Annotated in this window: 15 protein-coding genes; 11 read left to right on the top strand and 4 right to left on the bottom strand. The window is 50.8% G+C overall.

Annotation, left to right across the window (positions count from 1 at the left end; translation table 11 throughout):
- Positions 1–27 precede the first annotated feature (27 nt).
- The 4 genes from JUB14_RS13075 to JUB14_RS13060 all read left to right on the top strand — a co-directional run bounded on the left by JUB14_RS13075 (position 28) and on the right by JUB14_RS13060 (position 4,507).
- Positions 28–870 carry a hypothetical protein gene (locus tag JUB14_RS13075; protein ID WP_207506637.1) on the top strand — a complete coding sequence of 281 codons (843 nt, stop codon included), beginning with the start codon at positions 28–30 and terminating at the stop codon, positions 868–870.
- Positions 871–1,041: 171 nt separating this feature from the next.
- The gene (locus tag JUB14_RS13070) at positions 1,042–2,754 is read left to right on the top strand and encodes an FAD-dependent oxidoreductase (protein ID WP_207506636.1); all 1,713 of its coding nucleotides are present in this window, start codon (positions 1,042–1,044) and stop codon (positions 2,752–2,754) included.
- A 326-nt stretch (positions 2,755–3,080) separates the two neighbouring features.
- Complete coding sequence (locus tag JUB14_RS13065) at positions 3,081–3,545, top strand: YsnF/AvaK domain-containing protein (RefSeq protein WP_207506635.1); 465 nt, start codon at positions 3,081–3,083, stop codon at positions 3,543–3,545.
- A 53-nt stretch (positions 3,546–3,598) separates the two neighbouring features.
- Positions 3,599–4,507 carry a YsnF/AvaK domain-containing protein gene (locus JUB14_RS13060; protein WP_207506634.1) on the top strand — a complete coding sequence of 303 codons (909 nt, stop codon included), beginning with the start codon at positions 3,599–3,601 and terminating at the stop codon, positions 4,505–4,507.
- Between the two features lie 80 nt (positions 4,508–4,587).
- Here JUB14_RS13060 and JUB14_RS13055 read toward each other — a convergent pair whose 3' ends face one another.
- Positions 4,588–5,778: a hemolysin family protein gene (locus JUB14_RS13055; protein WP_207506633.1), complete on the bottom strand. Its 1,191-nt coding sequence runs from the start codon at positions 5,776–5,778 to the stop codon at positions 4,588–4,590.
- Positions 5,775–6,029, bottom strand: a complete 255-nt coding sequence (locus JUB14_RS13050) for a hypothetical protein (RefSeq protein WP_207506631.1) — start codon at positions 6,027–6,029, stop codon at positions 5,775–5,777. The genes JUB14_RS13055 and JUB14_RS13050 overlap by 4 nt, the downstream gene beginning before the upstream one ends.
- Positions 6,030–6,289: 260 nt before the next feature.
- On the opposite strand from JUB14_RS13050, the gene fbaA reads away from it, so the two are divergent.
- The 6 genes from fbaA to JUB14_RS13020 all read left to right on the top strand — a co-directional run bounded on the left by fbaA (position 6,290) and on the right by JUB14_RS13020 (position 14,122).
- Positions 6,290–7,369: a class II fructose-bisphosphate aldolase gene (gene fbaA / locus JUB14_RS13045; RefSeq protein WP_207506629.1), complete on the top strand. Its 1,080-nt coding sequence runs from the start codon at positions 6,290–6,292 to the stop codon at positions 7,367–7,369.
- Positions 7,370–7,536: 167 nt separating this feature from the next.
- Complete coding sequence (locus JUB14_RS13040; RefSeq protein WP_207506627.1) at positions 7,537–8,691, top strand: AI-2E family transporter; 1,155 nt, start codon at positions 7,537–7,539, stop codon at positions 8,689–8,691.
- Positions 8,692–8,804: 113 nt separating this feature from the next.
- Complete coding sequence (locus tag JUB14_RS13035) at positions 8,805–11,372, top strand: DUF5686 and carboxypeptidase regulatory-like domain-containing protein (protein WP_207506625.1); 2,568 nt, start codon at positions 8,805–8,807, stop codon at positions 11,370–11,372.
- A 133-nt stretch (positions 11,373–11,505) separates the two neighbouring features.
- A complete protein-coding gene (locus JUB14_RS13030) occupies positions 11,506–12,657 on the top strand; it encodes a lytic transglycosylase domain-containing protein (protein ID WP_207506623.1) in 1,152 nt (383 codons plus the stop codon).
- Between the two features lie 183 nt (positions 12,658–12,840).
- On the top strand, positions 12,841–13,182 hold the full coding sequence (locus tag JUB14_RS13025; RefSeq protein WP_207506616.1) for a hypothetical protein: 342 nt from the start codon (positions 12,841–12,843) through the stop codon (positions 13,180–13,182).
- Positions 13,183–13,216: 34 nt separating this feature from the next.
- A complete protein-coding gene (locus tag JUB14_RS13020) occupies positions 13,217–14,122 on the top strand; it encodes a metallophosphoesterase family protein (protein WP_207506615.1) in 906 nt (301 codons plus the stop codon).
- Positions 14,123–14,210: 88 nt separating this feature from the next.
- Here JUB14_RS13020 and JUB14_RS13015 read toward each other — a convergent pair whose 3' ends face one another.
- Positions 14,211–14,510, bottom strand: coding sequence for a hypothetical protein (locus JUB14_RS13015; protein WP_207506614.1), 300 nt, complete (start codon positions 14,508–14,510; stop codon positions 14,211–14,213).
- Positions 14,511–14,887: 377 nt separating this feature from the next.
- On the opposite strand from JUB14_RS13015, the gene JUB14_RS13010 reads away from it, so the two are divergent.
- Positions 14,888–17,272, top strand: a complete 2,385-nt coding sequence (locus JUB14_RS13010; protein WP_374757814.1) for a TonB-dependent receptor — start codon at positions 14,888–14,890, stop codon at positions 17,270–17,272.
- Positions 17,273–17,347: 75 nt separating this feature from the next.
- Here JUB14_RS13010 and JUB14_RS13005 read toward each other — a convergent pair whose 3' ends face one another.
- On the bottom strand, positions 17,348–17,752 hold the full coding sequence (locus JUB14_RS13005; RefSeq protein ID WP_207506612.1) for a lipocalin family protein: 405 nt from the start codon (positions 17,750–17,752) through the stop codon (positions 17,348–17,350).
- Positions 17,753–17,777 lie beyond the last annotated feature (25 nt).

Here is a 17,777-nt window from a genome sequence, read left to right as displayed (position 1 = left end):
GTAGGCTTTTATAGGAACATAATTACAATGCCTGAGCATACACCCTATCGTTTTCAGCCTATTCACCTGCATTGGTTAAGTCTTGATGTAGTGGCCGGGGCCGTGGTATCGCATATCGCGGCCAGCCGCCTGCCCACCGGCCGCACGCCCCTCAACGTATGGGTGACTATCATATTGGGACTGGTGGTACTGGGAGTTTATTCGCTGGACCACCTGCTGGACAACCGACGAACAGAAAAACCCAAAACTCAGCGACACCAATTCAACCGCGAATACGAGCCCCTGGTCTGGCGGCTTGTGATCGGGACTTTTGTTGTGGCAACCGCACTTTCGTGGCTCATCCCTAGCGACCTCTGGAAGTTTGGGGGCGGTATGGTAGCCTTTGTGGCGCTATACCTATGGGGAGTTTCCAAACTACCCATCAAGAGTCACCGTCAGGCTATGAAGGAGCCCATTACCTCACTTATTTATGCCTGCGGTGTATGGGCCAGTACGTGGTTTCTGGGGTATGAGGTAACCTGGGAGAGCATTGTACTGGGTATCCTGTTTTATCTCATTACTGTTCAGAGCCTGCTACTCTTCTCCCACTTTGAGGCCATCAAGTACCGCGAGTCCTACAACCTGGCCCGCTGGCTGAAACGCGCTAACACCATGAAAGTACTGAAAGGTATTACCATCGTAGCGGCGATAACCTGCGTCACGGTCTGCCTCATGACTGATTACCGTTACGTACAAAGGCTGGCAATCATCCTGCTGAGCATGTCGCTGGTACACCTCTGGATGTGGCGAAATCCGGAGAAGATCATTGCTAATGAACGCTTCCGCATCTGGGGCGAACTCGTATTCGTCATGCCCTGGCTTGTTTTATAATGGTGAATGAGCTGCCGCCGCGCGGTGGGTTATGATTGAGTGAAGGGGGCAGTTACTAACAGAAAATTAACTAGTTAGAAACTTAAGCCTGGCTTCTTTTGCTTTTATAGCAGACTTTAATTCCTAATCCAGCATTCATAATCGCACCGGCGACCCGGTCATAATTCAAACGTGTCTTATATTCATATAGATAGCACCAAAGCCCGTACCTACGATGCCATTGTGATTGGCTCGGGGATCAGTGGAGGATGGGCGGCGAAAGAGCTTTCTGAAAAGGGGCTAAAAACGCTGGTACTGGAGCGTGGGCGCGATGTAAAACACGTAACCGACTACCCCACTACCAACCTGAATCCCTGGGAACTGGAGCACCGCGGCCGGGTACCCCTGGCCATTCTGAAAGACTACCCCATTGGCAGTAAGAACTATGCTTTCCGGGAAGATTCCGCCCACTTCTTTACCAAAGACGCCGAACAGGAGTACATCCAGGACCGCCCCTACGACTGGATCAAAGCCTACCAGGTGGGTGGTCGTTCATTGATTTGGGGGCGGCAGACCCAGCGCTGGAGTGACTTTGATTTTGAGGGACCGGCTCGCGATGGCTTTGCTGTCGACTGGCCCATCCGCTACGCCGACCTGGCTCCCTGGTACAGCTACGTAGAAAAATTCGCGGGCATTACGGGTAATAAGGATGGCTTGCCTACCCTACCCGATGGCGAGTTTCTGCCTCCGCACGAAATGAGCTGTGTAGAGAAGCACTTTCAGAAGCAGGTATCCCAGCTATATAAGGATAGACACGTCATCATTGGCCGGGCCGCTCACCTGACCCAGCCGCAGCCGATCCACCACCAGCAGGGCCGGGCCCAGTGCCAGCACCGTACCCTCTGCGACCGGGGGTGCCCGTTTGGAGGGTACTATAGCAGTAACTCTACCACAATCCCCTGGGCTGCCAAAACGGGTAACATGACCCTGCGCCCCCACTCGGTAGTACACTCTATTATTTACGACGATAAGAAGGGTAAGGCCACGGGTGTACGCGTGGTTGATGCCCACACCAAAGAGATGATCGAGTTCTACGCCCGCATCATCTTTGTAAATGCTTCGCCACTCAATACTAATTTGATTCTGCTCAACTCCACCTCCAGCCGCTTCCCCATCGGGCTCAGCAATGACAATGGACTGTTGGGCAAGTACATGGCCTTCCACAGCTACCGGGGGCGGGTACTGGCCGAGTACGAGGGACAGCTTGATACAACCAATGATGGCCGTCGTCCCAACAGCAGCTACATCCCCCGCTTCCGTAATGTATACAAGCAGGAGACCGATTTCCTCCGGGGCTACGCGGCTTCGTTCTCCGCTACACGTGGTACCTACCAGCGCCAGGAAGGGCTCGGCTTGGCGCTTAAAGAAAATCTGCATAATACTCAATTGGGCAACTGGCAGATCTATGCCGGTATGATGGGAGAAACCATTCCTAAGGAGAGCAGTACCGTCCAGTTGGATAAGCAGCTAACGGATCTATACGGTCTGCCCCAGCTACGCATCTCAATCGGGTACGACGACAACGACGCCCGGATGCTCAAAGATTTTCACGAGCAATTTACGGAAATGTACGAGAAGGCGGGCTTTACCAACATAAGGCCTGTTGATACCAAACGTACCCCCGGCAACGAAAACCACGAAATGGGTGGTGTACGCATGGGAGGCGACCCGAAGACATCACTCCTGAACAAGTGGAATCAGTTGCATAGCTGTAAGAATGTATTTGTTACCGACGGCTCCTGCATGACCTCTACCTCCACCCAGAACCCCTCGCTGACCTACATGGCTCTTACAGCCCGTGCGGCAGACTACGCCGTCAAACAGATGAAGGCACTGGAGCTATAAATACAGACTAGTACAGAGACAAGCCCGTCCCCCATCGGGACGGGCTTCTTTGCTTTCACCTGCACCTTACACTCTGGCGGCTACGAATAATGTATTGAATATCTGACTTGTGTCCGTACAGCCGGTAGACCAGGCAGCTGCTCTGCCTATTCCTGTGGCCTTACAGAAACAGAAAAAGAATTCCCTAGGTACCTATTTGTACTAATCGTGGAACTAGCTACGCACTACCGGTTACAAAACACTGCGTATAAGCCTTTAAAGACAGAATAGCCTGAGGGTACGATATTTTAAGAGTATAGTTTAGAAAAGCTTACTCAATTGTTACCATGAAAGATACGAAAGAGGCGTCAAAGGAGGGTCAACAAAGCGAACCTACAAACGGAGAACTTGAGAAAGAATCCATAGTGATTCCGGTAGTTGAGGAAAGCGTTCATCTGGACCGGAAAGTAATAGAAACCGGAAAAGTGACGGTCTCTAAAAAAACGGTGGAACACGAAGAAACCGTTGAGGGGACCTTCAAATTTGACGACATACAGGTAGAACGGGTAGAGATCAATGAGTATATCAAGGATCAGCCGCCCGGCGTACGTCACGAAGGCGATACCATGATCGTGCCCGTTTACAAAGAGGTGCTAGTGGTAGAAAAACGTTTGCTTCTGGTTGAAGAGCTGCATATAACGAAAAGGCAGACTGAAAAACCTTACCATACCACGGTAATTCTCAGAAAAGAAGAAGTGACCGTCAGCAGAAGTGATCCTGACTCGAATAGTACTCTTTCAGACAAGGAGTAGCTTAACCTGGTAAATTAAATAATGTTAAACTAAACCTTAAAGAAAGAAAAGTTATGAGACAGACCATCGTAGGCATGTTTGACTCCTCTGAGGAGGCAAGGAATGCAGAGAACAAATTAGTAGAGCGCGGTTTTGACCGTTCAAGAATAGATATTTCAGACAGACATGAAGGGTATGATACCCAGCATACCAGTACTGATAGAGATAACGATCACAAAGAAGATTCTATCGGGCATTTTTTCCGTTCCCTTTTTGGAGATACCTATGATGATAATGCCGATAAATTAACCCACGTGGCCCGAAAGAGTGGCTGTATCGTAACCGTACATGCTGATTCCAGAGAAGAAGCGGAGCGGGCGGCCGATATCCTGGATGATGCCGGTGCTATTGATATAGATGATCGGGCAGCACAGTATGGCTACGCAGGAACAACAGGAACTACGACCCATCGTGAAGGATATACAAACATGGAAATTGATCCTGCCACCGGTACCACCGGTCGTGTGAACAACGACCTGACTACAGGACGCGGTACAGACAGAGATTCAGCCTCTATGAAAGTAGTTGAAGAGAATCTGCAGGTAGGCAAGCGTACTGTGCAGACTGGTGGAGTTCGACTGAGAAGCCGCATTATTGAGCGTCCTGTTGAGGAGCATCTGCGTCTGCGTAAAGAACATGTAACAGTTAATCGTACTCCGGTTAATCGTGCCGCTACGGATGCCGAACTAGGTACCTTCAAAGAAGGTGAAGTTTCGATGACAGAACGAGCCGAAGTACCGGTAGTAGCCAAAGAAGCACGGGTAGTGGAAGAAGTTTCACTGAACAAGGAAGTAGAAGTTCGTGATGAAACCATCCGTGATACAGTAAGAAAGCAGGAAGTAGATGTTGAGCAGCTGCGAAATGACAGCGACGATCATCTAACAAACGATAATACCCTGAACCGGGATAATCGCAAGAACTAGTATAGTACTTCAACCTTGACAGCAAGAGGGGCTGCGCAACTAATGCGCAGCCCCTCTTGCTATATGCAGGAATAACTCTCCTACTGCGTATCCTCAATCGTCAGTCGTACCAGTTCGATACGGGTATCCTGCATGGATACGATCTTGAACCTGTAAGGCGGAAGGCTGATTTCGTCATTGACCTTAGGTAAGTCCCCGTGGATATTGATCAGCAGGCCTGCCAGCGTGTCGTAGTCACCTTCGGGTAGTTCCCAATCGTACTTATCATTAAGATAATCTATTTCGTGACGGGCACTGAATATAAAGATATTCTCATCCATCTGGCGTTCCGTCCAGTCCTCGGTACTATCATATTCATCCTGAATTTCTCCGAATATCTGCTCCACAACATCCTCCACGCTCACCAGACCCGAGGTACCTCCAAATTCATCCACGACCAGGGCCAGGCTTTTACGCTCTTCAAGGAAGCGCAGCATGAGGTCGCTGGCCGGCATGGCTTCGGGCACAATCAGGATAGGTGTAATAATGCTGCTGATCTCCTTGGGCTTGCGAAACAACGCCAGTGAGTGGCAGTACCCTACTACCTCATCCACCGAGTCGCGGTAGACGATAATCTTGGAGTGTCCGCTGGTGATGAATGCCTGCCGCAGGTCCTCAATGGAATCTTCCAGACTCACGGCCGATATTTCGGTACGCGGAATCATACAATCCCGGATACGCACATCTTTAAAGTCCAGCGCGTTGATAAACATCCGCTCTTCAATGCTGTGGTCCTCAAACTCGGGATCATCAGCCGAAGCCGTTTCGTCACGTGCACTGGTAGCTTTACCGTCCCCCAACTTCTCACTAATAAAAGGCTCGAGCAGCCAGTAAACAGGGGTCAGTGTCCATTCGGCAAACCGGATCGGAAAAGCTTCAATGCGGTAATGTCTCTTACGTCCTACATTCATCCATAGCATATAAGACGATAACCATAGTACCAGTGCCACCAGCAACAGTACCAGCACGGCCAGTGCCGGATGCAGCTGCAGATCAAGAGTAAGCAGGGAATAACCAGCCGCCACCAGGAAGAAACAGCCCAGCGCTACTACCAGCAACCGGGCCATCCTGAGCATCCGGCGCCAATATACGGCCTTGTGAAAATGAGGATCGTCCTCATGCCGGAGCCGGTGCCAGTCAAAGGGAGCCTCGAGCAGCAGGGCCCGAACGGCGCCATAGTAGCCGGCCAGCAGAAAAAACAGGATTACCAATATCAACTGAGGTACTATCATTTCCTTTTACGTTTGGTAGGCGATGCTTTTTTGGTACCCGTCGTACCGGTATCCTTTGGTTTTTCGCCCGTAGGTACTCCCGTTTCGCCCCGCTTGATCCTATAGTACTGAAATGAGAGCAGACAGGTAATACACAACAGAATAAGCCAGTAGCTATTCTTCATATCGGTACGCTGAAGCTCGAGTACCCACATAATAAAAAAGCCGATAGCACCGGCAATGAGAAGGGTTTTGATCAATTTTGGATTCATGAGAAACTACTCTGTTAGGACCATAAAGGCATAGGGTACTTTTGGTAAAAACAACAAACGGTCCGGCCTTGTTACCGCCAAAGATATACAGATTGGGTGAAACTCAACTGCGACTCCACCGCATGGCTAGTTTACACTACCAATAACAGTCAGAATGTGCTTCATTATCCCTGAAAATAGCTAACTTGCAACGGATAGCTAAAATTTGGCCATAAGCCAGTTTTACAAAATTATTTCTTGAAATAATCTCTTTAATTACCATGAGCGAAACCATGACCCGCTTTCAGCCCGGAGTAGTAACGGGCGAGGGAGTAAGTGAAATCTTCCGTCATGCCAACGAAAACAACTACGCCCTACCCGCCGTCAATGTAGTCGGAACTAACTCTGTAAATGCTGTACTCGAAACCGCCCGCGCGGTGAATAGCCCTGTCATTATCCAGTTTTCCAACGGTGGTGCCAGCTTCTACGCTGGTAAGAGCTTATCCAATACAAATCAGCAGGCTGCTATCGCCGGAGGTATCTCAGGCGCGATGCACGTTCATCAGATGGCTGCCCTGTACGGAGTACCCGTAATCCTGCATACTGACCACTGCGCCAAGAAGCTCCTGCCCTGGATCGACGGCCTGCTGGAAGCTGGTGAGCGCTACTTCGATCAACACGGGAAGCCCCTTTACAGCTCACACATGCTTGACCTGTCGGAAGAGCCTCTGGAAGAGAATATCGAGATCTCTTGCAAGTACTTCGAGCGCATGGCTAAAATGGGCATGACAATCGAAATCGAGCTAGGTGTAACAGGTGGAGAAGAAGACGGCGTGGATAACAGCGACGTGGATAGCTCCAAACTATATACTCAGCCCGAGGAAGTAGCTTACGCGTACGAAGAGCTGCTGAAGATTTCTCCTAACTTCACTATTGCGGCTGCTTTTGGTAACGTACATGGTGTATATAAGCCGGGTAACGTTAAGCTTGAGCCGAAAATCCTGAAAAACTCACAGGAGTTTATCCAGCAGAAGTTCAACACGGAGGCTCTGCCCGTTAACTTCGTATTCCACGGAGGATCAGGTTCAAGCCGCGAAGAGATCCGTGAGGCGATCGAGTACGGTGCCATCAAGATGAACATCGATACTGATATGCAGTGGTCTACCTGGGAAGGTATCCTGAAGTACTACCACGCAAAAGAAGCGTATCTGCAGACTCAGCTGGGTAACCCTGAGGGTGATGATGCTCCTAACAAGAAGTACTACGACCCACGCGTATGGCTACGTAAGGGCGAAGAAAGCATGGCTGATCGTCTGAAAGTTGCATTTGAAGACCTCAACTGCATCAACCGTCTGGCTTAATCAGCTGACGATTACCTGATTCTAATAGATAAAGGCGGCTCTCAGGAGCCGCCTTATTTTTTTGGTCAGACCTGAGTACCCGGAACAAATGCCCCATTTATACCCTATTACGCTGACAATTCCTGACGTAGAGCGTTATACTTTTAACACACTAAGCTCTGCACATCATGATTCGATATATACAGCGTAAAATAGGACTTTCATCCAGGAAAGCAGCCCAACCGTTAGAAGTACCCAGGCTGGCTCCGGTACCGCCCCTTAAAGAGACAGATCCCCAACCGACACCTCTGACCAGAGCCGAGTACAGCTACCCCAAAAAAGTCACCATTGCCGTAGGTATTACCATTATCATGGGTATGCTGGTGCTGCTCTTGTGGGCCAGCCAGAGTATACTACTGCTTGGCTTTGGTACGGTACTCTTCGCCGTCCTGCTAAGGGCTATCGCACATAGTATTCAGAAGCTGTCGCCTCAACTGTCAGACCGCTGGGGGGTAGGCATAGCTACGCTGCTACTGTTCGGGTCAATAGGCGGCTTCATTACCTACGCCGCGCCACATATTTCGGAACAGTTCACTACCCTGACCGAAAAAATTCCACCGGCCATCGAACAGGTAGAAAGCTCATTGAATCAGTCTGGCGTTGGTCGATTTGTACTATCTTATTTTCCATCTAATCCCCAACCACAGCTCAGAAATACATTTGGCCAGCTGACGGGTATAGTAGATGGTTTGTTTGTTTTTATCACGTACCTCCTGGTAATCCTGGCGGGTGGATTCTTTCTGGCCATCAACCCTAAGCTGTACGTAAGCGGCTTTGTCAGTCTGTTTCCTATACCAGCCCGGCAGAGAGCCCACCAGGTCATTGGCCGGATTGCTAAAAAGCTGGAGGGGTGGTTGCTGGGACAGTTTATAGCCATGCTGACCGTAGGCTTACTTACCTGGATCGGGCTGGAGATCATAGGGGTACCCCTGGCTCTGGTACTCGGCGTTATCATATTCATCTTTGACTTTGTTCCCTTTATTGGCCCTCTGGTAGGTGCTTTACCGGGCATACTTGTCGCCTTCTCCTACGATCCGGAGTCGGTAATCTGGGTAGCCCTGGTGTATATTATAGTGCAACAAATTGAAAGCCTGCTGGTAGTACCTCTGGTTCAGCAACAAACGGTATCCCTCCCCCCTACGCTCCTGATGCTGGGCGCCCTGCTGGGAGGTGCTATCTTTGGCCTGCCCGGCACTGTCATCGCTATTCCCGCGCTGGTAGTCATGATCACGCTGGTACAGGAGGTATATATAAAAGATACCCTTGGTGATCCGATGGAGTAGCGTCAATAGAATACGTGTGATATAGGGGTAAGTCAATATCCTTCGTACCTTGATCGTTCTTACAACCTAAACCCTATTGGTTGCATCTTCTGTCCGATGACTATTTATTACTTATGCGAATTGTAGCAGTACTTCTATTCCTTCTGAGTTCCCAACTCCTACAGGCCGGAGGTATACGCGGACGTATTACTACTACCCAGGGCGAGCCACTCCCTTACTCGGGTATACTGGTACAAGGCACCAGCATAGGTACTCTGTCCAATGCCGAAGGCCGCTACGAACTTGATCTTGATCCCGGTCGCTACGACATCCTGTTCCAGTACCTGGGCTTCCGCACGGTGACCCGCTCCGTAACGATAGCTACTGACTTTATTGACCTGGATATAGTCCTGGAAGAACAACCTCTCAACCTCGGTGAGGTACAGATCGGCAAGGGAAAGGAAGATCCGGCGTATAGCATCATGCGGCGAGCCATCGCCAAGTCCCGGTTCCACCAGTTGCAAGTGCGGGGCTATACGGCCCGCGCCTATACTCGCAGCACTGCCCTGCCGACTAAGATTCCCTTTCTGCTCGAAAGAAAATTAAAGAAAGAAGGGGTACAGGAAGGAAAAGTATTCCTGAACGAGAGCGTGGCCGAGATCAGCTACCGCCGTCCCAATACCTACAACCAGCGCATCCTCTCTACCCGCAATAGCCTCGACAACAGTACCCCTACTCCCAACCAGTACGTACTGGCCAGCTTTTACAGCCCTGAGGTTGCTGATGCCGTTACGCCCCTTTCGCCCCGGGCATTCAACTACTATAAGTTTGAGTACGAAGGTTTTTTTGAAGACCGGGGAGAAATAGTCAATAAGATACGGGTAATACCCAGGGCCTACGGCGAGGGTGTATTTAAGGGGAGTATCTATATCATCGAAGACCGCTGGGCCATCCATAGCTTTGATCTGAAGACCACCCGGCAGGGACTCAATATAGACGTTAAGCAGCTATTTACCCCCATTCAGAATGTGTGGCTGCCCGTCAACCAGCAGTTCAGGCTGGAGGGTGGGTACCTGGGCTTTGCGGGAGAATTCAAGTACGTCGTATCCATGACCTATCAGAAGCTGGATATAGACCCAGCCCTACGCGAAGAGATCACTATCAACGATCACAAAAAAGAACCCGAAACAGCTCAGACCAATCGGAAGGCGGACCTGGAAAAGATGATTGAACAGCAGAAGGAGTTCTCCACCAAGAACTTCCGCAAGATCATCAAAAGCTACGAAAAAGAGCAGCGAAAGGAGCGCAAACAGCAGGGGGAAGATGTACGCGCCGTACGGCAGGACTCCATCATCGTTGACTCCCTCGCTAACAAGCGCGACACTACGTACTGGGAACAACTGCGGCCAGTGCCCCTGACTCAGCTGGAGGTAAAAAGCTACGAGATTCAGGACAGTATCAAGGTAGTAAAGCAGGCTAAGGCTGATAAAGACAGTACCCGCAACGACTCCACATCATTCCAGCCCATCCACCTGCTCATAGGCCACGAGTATCGCTTTGCCAACCGTCATTCACTCACCATACAGAGTCCGCTGCAAACCCTGATCTACAACACGGTAGAAGGCTACGGCTTTGATGCGTCGCTGGAATGGACCAAGCGCTGGAAGGACTACAGAGCCAGCCTGCGACCGCTGGCGCGCTACTCCTTCGGCCGCGAACGCCTCAGCGGTACGCTGCGTACGCAGGTGGGTAACCGCAAATGGACGCTGGGGCTAGAAGGTGGCGAGTACATCTACCAGTTCAACACCAACAATCCCATTACGCCCGGCCTCAACAGCATTACAACGCTGCTCTTCGAACAAAACTTCATGAAGATCTATCAGAAGCAGTTTGCGCGGGCCGACTATACCTACCGCTACCTCGGTGATATACTAAGCCTGACGGGCGGTCTTGAATACGCGCAGCGCAGCGAGCTCTTCAACCTGGAGTCGCCCAACCGGTACATCAACTGGAAAGGGCGGGGATTTACCGACAACCGTCCCGACAACATCGAAGCGGCCGATACAGGCTTCCCCACGCACGAAGCGCTGCTCCTGGACCTGGACCTGAACCTGCGTCCCTGGCAGCGGTACGCCATCCGCAACGGCCAGAAGCGCTACTGGTATAACAACGGCCCCACCTTCCAGGTCAACTACCGCAAGGGTATCCCGGCCGGTAGTAGTACCGTAGACTATGATTTTGTACAGGTCGGGATGCGGCATAATCTGGATACCGGCCCGCGCAGCGGCTTCCAATACGCCCTCAGCGGCGGTGGCTTCCTGAATGCCCGGCAGCTGTACTTTCCGGACTACCGGCATTTTATGGGTAACCAATTCTTCTTCCAGACCGGCGACCAGCTGACCCAGTTCCGGATGCTGCCCTACTATGAGTACAGTACCCGCAGAAGTTTTCTGCAGGCCCACCTGTTGTGGTCTTCGCAGCGCTTTCTGATCACCCGCCTGCCCTTCCTGCGCTTGGCCGGACTGAAAGAAACTGTACAGACCCACTACCTCACTACCCCCAGCGCCAACCACTATACCGAGCTGGTGTACGGGGTGGATGGCCTGCTGAGGCTGTTCCGGGTCGAGGTGGTATCGCAGTTTAAAGGGAGCAACTACCAGGGAATGGGCTTTAGAATAGGGACGACTTTAAATATAAGGTAGCGACTCACAGGTCTCTTGATAAGTAGGTACGAGTGGCTGGTGCAAGTTTTTTATGGTACCTGATTTCAGGCTTACAGAGCAGCTATTCACTCTACTGTGGCCCTGATAAGTACTGAACCTAATCATTTCATAAATGAGGTACCTGCCATTTACCTGTATATTCCTTTTGCTGACTACTACCGGTTGTGCGGTAAAGCCGGGTACAGCTCAATCCGGGACAGACTCGCATGGGAATAGCCAACCAGAAATTACGCGGTCAGAAACATCATCTCCTGACGTTACCCAACCAGGTACTGCCAATCCGGATACGGCCCAGCTTAGTGACGCACAACGTCCAGCTGACCAATCAAGTGCTGATCAAACGGCCAAAGCCCAACCGGCCACAACCCAGCCTAGTACGGCCCAGCCGGGTGCGGCCCAGCCAGGTGTGGCCCAGTCAGGTGTAGCCCAGCTAGGTGCAGGAGTACCCTACATTCCACAGCAACTTTCCTTTGCCGGTGAGACTGTACCGCTTACTGACCCGATCGTACGCGACCGGCTGGAACGGGAGCTAATCAAAAACGTATACAGGCACTCAGGTACCTTAACTGCCCTAAAGCGGGTGCAGCGGTATCGCGAGCCCATTACCAGTATCCTCACCAAAAATCAGATTCCCGCCGACTTTCTGTACCTGGCCGTAGCAGAAAGCGAACTGTCGCCCATTGCCGAGTCGCCCAGGGCCGCGGTAGGATTCTGGCAGTTTCTGGAACCGGTGGCCAAAGAGTATGGGCTGGAAGTAAATAAATACGTAGACGAGCGCCGCCACCTCGAGCGCTCCACCGAGGCCGCCAGCCGGTACCTCAGCAGGCTGTACCGCACCTTCGGCAGCTGGACGCTAAGCGCGGCAGCATACAACGGCGGCCCCACTACGGTCACCAATAATCTCAAAGGGCAGCAGGTCTCCTCCTACTATGATCTGTACCTTACCCCCGAAACCTATGACTACCTGTTCCGCATTCTGGCCCTGAAACTCATCCTCGAGAACCCCGAACGCTACGGATTCAGTGTACCTGAGCCGGAATATACTGCCCCTACGCAGGAAATTGAGGTAAGGCAGGACTTGAATCTGATAGAACTGGCCCGACAGTACAACATGACCTACAACCAGCTCAAGTACTTCAACCCCTGGCTCCTGTACCGCTCCGTCTGGTCTACATCTGATAAGTACTACGAGCAAAACAAGGCCTTCAATGTAATGCTGGAAGTACCAGCGGGTAAGGTATATCGGATACAGGTACTTAAATAGAAGCTTTGGTCTAAGACCTATATCTTAATGGGACTATTCAAGAAGTAGTACCTGGTCAAGAAGCATAAAATTAAAGAGTCAAAACAAAGGATAAAGAAAGTAGCCCCGTCTTTAGGTTAAAGAGTTCTGGAGCTACAGGGGCATCGAATGCAATGGTCATAAATTCATAATCCACAAAATACCATGATACGCTACTCCCGATTTATTTTTGCAGGACTGATCCTGTTGACCGAAGTGTCGTGCAAGAACGAGCTTGCTAACGATGAGAATTACCCTATGCCCTGGCGTGATCCGGATGCCGGTGAAGTAGAAGCCATCGGAGAAGCTCTTGCCAAATCCCGGATTGCCGGCTGTAAAGAGTTTCAGGTAAGAGAAAGTACCGAAGCGGGCTCTGGTGACTACCTGATCGGCTGCTCGCTGGATGACCAGACCTGGTCGTACTACCAGGTGTCGGTGGGCGACCAGCGTGTAACCCCATTAACCAGTAATACCGTATCACAAGCACCCGAACCCAAAAGCGAATAATCTTAACCCAAAGTACCTCCTAACAACCACTCCCATGCCCCAGCTATACTACAAACATAACCGCCGCTCTTTTCTGAAATCATCTGCTCAGGCAGCCGGCCTGCTTACCGCCTATGGTATGGGCGTCACCTCTGTACTGGGAGAGACTACTACCGCCGGTGCGGCCGACGAAGTAAAGCTGGCGCTGCTGTCGGATACGCACATTGCGGAGGATGTACAGAATACCTACCGGGGCTTCTTCCCTTCCAAAAACCTGCAGGAAGTAGTACCGGGGGTACTGAACGCCAGGCCGGATGCGGTACTGATCAACGGTGATGTAGCTAGACTAACCGGCGAAAAGGGGGACTACGCGCAGGTAAAAAAACTACTGGCTCCCCTGGCAGAGCAAAAGCCGGTGTATATGACGCTGGGTAACCACGACCACCGCGAAAATATCCAGGAAGCATTTCCGGCTCCCAAAGGGATGCAGAATGTAAAAGACAAGCAGGTGATGGTGATTGAGCAACCCGCCATGCGGTTCGTATTGCTGGACTCAATGATGTACGTCAACAAATCGCCCGGCCTGCTGGGACAGTCCCAGCGGAGTTGGCTGGAAGGATTCCTGCGCCAGTCCGATGCCAAACCTACCATTCTGTTTGTACACCACACGCTCTCTGATTCGGACTCCTCCCTGCTGGATGCTGACCGGCTCTTCCAGATCATCAAGCCCCATCAGAAGGTAAAGGCTGTCTTTTACGGACATTCGCACCAGTACAATTATGATATACTGGATGGGATTCATCTGGTGAATCAGCCGGCCATAGGCTATAACTTCTCGGACACCGAGCCCGTAGGCTGGCTCACCGGTACTTTCGGAAAAGAGGGAGCTGATCTAACGCTACATGCCTTTGCCGGAGATAAGAAGGAAAACGGCAAGAGCAAATCATTAGCATGGAGATAACCGGGAGGATTATCCTCAGAACTGTTAGGGCACAAAAAAAGGAAGCTAATGCTTCCTCCTTTTATTTTTGATATAGCAGGCCTATGGCTTACTTATCTTTTTCAAAGCCTTGTACCTTCACAATCTTGTTGTAAAGACCCAAAATCAGGAAAGTTGGAGCCCACTGTCCAACGAAGAGCGCACCCTTGTCCTGACCGGCGATTTTTAATGTAGCAGACAGAGCCATTGAGCCTAGTGCTGCCCATAAATACGTATCCGAAGGAAGGCGAGCAGTATAATCTTCAATTGCAGCTGCTACGGGGCCTTCCTTGTGATCAGGGTTGAAGCTATCTGCCTTTGATTTCAGATCTGCTGCTTTTGTTTTTACGTCTTCGGTTGTAGTTGCCATAGTTGTTAACGGTTTTAAAGTGTGGTAAATATTCGTAAAACCCTTGTGTTAAGTGTTTGTTATAAAATTCTCATGAACAACAAGTTCCACAGGACTTACTTACGCTACCATACGGTTAAAAAACTGTACCAACTATAAGCCTAGGTTCGGCATTGGTCGAATATATCTTAATTTTGGTCGATAAAATCTGCCTTATTATATAAAATAGTCGCTTTGCCTCCTGCCGGTCGAGTAAAACAACGCCTTTCCGTTACTTTCTTTACCATTGGATACCTTTTTCCTTTTTTACCTTTTTAATTTAACCTATTGCCTTAATGCTCCATTTTTACACCACTTTTTACCGAAATTTCTACTCTTTAGTGCTGCTGTGCCTGCTGATGAGCCTCTCTACCACTGTTACCAGGGCTCAGAGCGGCGGCAAACTGAAAGTAACGGGTAAGATATTCGACAGTCAGAGCAACGCACCCCTGGGCTACGCGAGTGTACGACTGTTCAGACAGGCCGACAGTACCTTTTCGTCCGGAGCCATCACAGACGACTCCGGTAGCTTTGCGATTGATGCCGCCCCCGGCACTTACTATGCTTTGTACGAATTTATAGGCTATAAACCTTTTACTACGAAGGACATCCGGCTATCGGCAGCCAATTCACCGCTTGATCTGGGTACTGTTAAGCTTACTGCGACATCAACTACACTGGATGAGGTAGTAGTGCAGGCCGAAAAAAGCTCTATGGAGCTTACACTGGACAAAAAGGTATTTAACGTGGGGAAAGATTTGGCCAATGCCGGAGGGACCGCCATTGATATCATGCGTAATGTACCCTCACTGGCCGTAGACGTTGAAGGAAATATCAGCCTGAGAGGAAGTAACAACGTACGAATCCTTATAGACGGTAAGCCTTCGGGGCTGGTAAGTTTCAAGGGAGGAGCCGGATTGCAGCAGCTACAGGGTAGCATGATCGAGCGCATCGAGATCATCACCAACCCATCGGCCCGCTACGAAGCCGAAGGTATGGGTGGAATTATTAATATCGTTCTGAAAAAAGAGCGCAAGGAAGGAATTAACGGTTCATTTGATATTATCACAGGTTACCCCACCAACTTTGGTGCCGCAGCCAACGTCAACTACCGCCGCAAGAACCTCAACTTCTTTATTAATTACACCGCATCGTTCCGCAATACCCCCGGACGTACTACCCAGTACCAGGAGCTGTACCGCAACGATACTACCTTCATTACCCAGCAGAGCTTTACGCACAAGCTGAAAGGAATGAACAACAGCGCGCGGGGTGGATTAGACTACTTCTTTTCACCCACCAGCGTACTGACCGGTGCCTACACCTGGCGGATCAGTAAGGGCAAGCGCCTGTCGGACATCCGGTACTACGACTATATATCGTCGCTGAATAACCTCCAGAGCTATACCTTCCGTACCCAGGACGAAACCGAAACAGAACCGAACTCGGAGTACGCCCTCACGTACAAAAAGTCATTTAAACGGAAGGGACACGAGTTTTCGGCCGACCTTCGCTACCTCGACAACTGGGAAAAATCGGATCAGTACTTTGGCCAGCGTACGTTTGATCCCAATGGTACACCTTCGGACATCCCCTACCTGCTTCAGCGCTCGGTCAACGACGAAACCGAAAAGCAGCTACTGGGCCAGCTCGATTACGTACATCCATTCGGTAAAGATGGCAAGTTTGAGGCCGGTTTACGCAGCAGTTTCCGTGACATGACCAATGACTTTACCGTTACCGAGCAAACCGAAACGGGCGGTTGGGTACAGCTCCCCGGCCTGACCAACGACTTTCTCTACGAGGAAAATATCAACGCGCTGTACGGTATCGTAGGTAATAAAGTAAAGAAGTTTTCGTACCAGATGGGGCTAAGAGCGGAGTGGACCTCTGTGACTACAACCCTTAGAGAGACCAACGAGGTCAATCCACGGTCGTATAATAACCTGTTCCCCAGTGTACACGTTACGTACGACCTGCCCCGCCTGCACGCCCTGCAGCTCAGCTATAGCCGCCGGGTACGTCGTCCCCAGTACAACGATCTGAGTCCTTTTATGACGTTCAGTGACAACCGCAACTTTTTCAGCGGTAATCCGGATCTGAATCCTGAGTTTACGGATGCCTTCGAATTGGGTCACATCAAGTACATCGAGAAAGGATCCCTGAGTACCTCCGTCTACTACCGCCATACCACCGGCAAGATCATCAGGATCCGGCGGGTCAATGACCAGGGATTCTCCGTGACTCTACCCCAGAACCTGGCTACCGAAGATGCCTGGGGGGCTGAGTTTACCGGCTCCTATGCGGCATATCAATGGTGGAAGCTCGACGGTAGCCTCAACTTCTTCCGGGCGGTCACCGACGGAGGCAATCTGGATGCCAACTTACAGAGCGATACCTACAGCTGGTTTGCCCGGGGTTCTTCCCGCTTTACCCTCTTCAAGACCACTGATCTGCAGTTCCGTGGTAACTACGAAGCGCCGCAGCTGACGCCGCAGGGACGTCGCAAAGCCATTGCTACCCTTGATCTGGCAATGAGCCGCGATATACTAAATAACAACGCGACACTTACCCTTAACGTACTTGACGTATTCAACTCACGTCGCTTCCGGACCATTACCGAAGGCTTTAACTTCTATAATGAGACCAACTCCCAGGGGCGCCTGCGTCAGATCAACCTGACCTTCCAGTACCGGCTGCACCAGGCCAAGAAGAAAGTACCTACGGGCGAAGCGGATAACTAGGATATACCCGATACAAAAATGGAGCGAGGCCGGTGATATCACCGGCCTCGCTCCATTTTGTATGGATCAGCGTAGCTACTTCTTTTTCAGTTCAAGCAACTGTACCTGGTTATTACCGTCGGTAGAGCGCCATCGTTGGGTAGTGCGTTCATCATCCACCACAATCCAGGTCTTCGCAAATTCAGATTGTCCCCCCTCCAGGGTAATGAATCCCTCAGACTTGGACCAGGTAAAAGACAGAGTGTCTCTGAACTCCTGATCCAGTACCTGGTACTGAATATCCGCTTGCCCAGTCTGGTCAGAATTAAACGTGATGGTACCTATGTTCTGGACGCGGACTCCCTGCTGACCGGGGCGCTGCATTTCGTAGGCAGCTACCTCCCAGGTACCTACCAGCCGATCGCCTACACAGCCCGCCAAGGTCATTACCAGTGCCAGTCCGAAGGTCCATCCTACTACTGCTGATTGTCGTATTTTCATATAGCGTGGATTAAGGTTGAATAAG

The organism is Telluribacter humicola (assembly GCF_017355935.1).
GTDB classification, from domain to species: domain Bacteria; phylum Bacteroidota; class Bacteroidia; order Cytophagales; family Spirosomataceae; genus Telluribacter; species Telluribacter humicola.
This window is presented reverse-complemented; position numbering and strand designations above follow the sequence as displayed.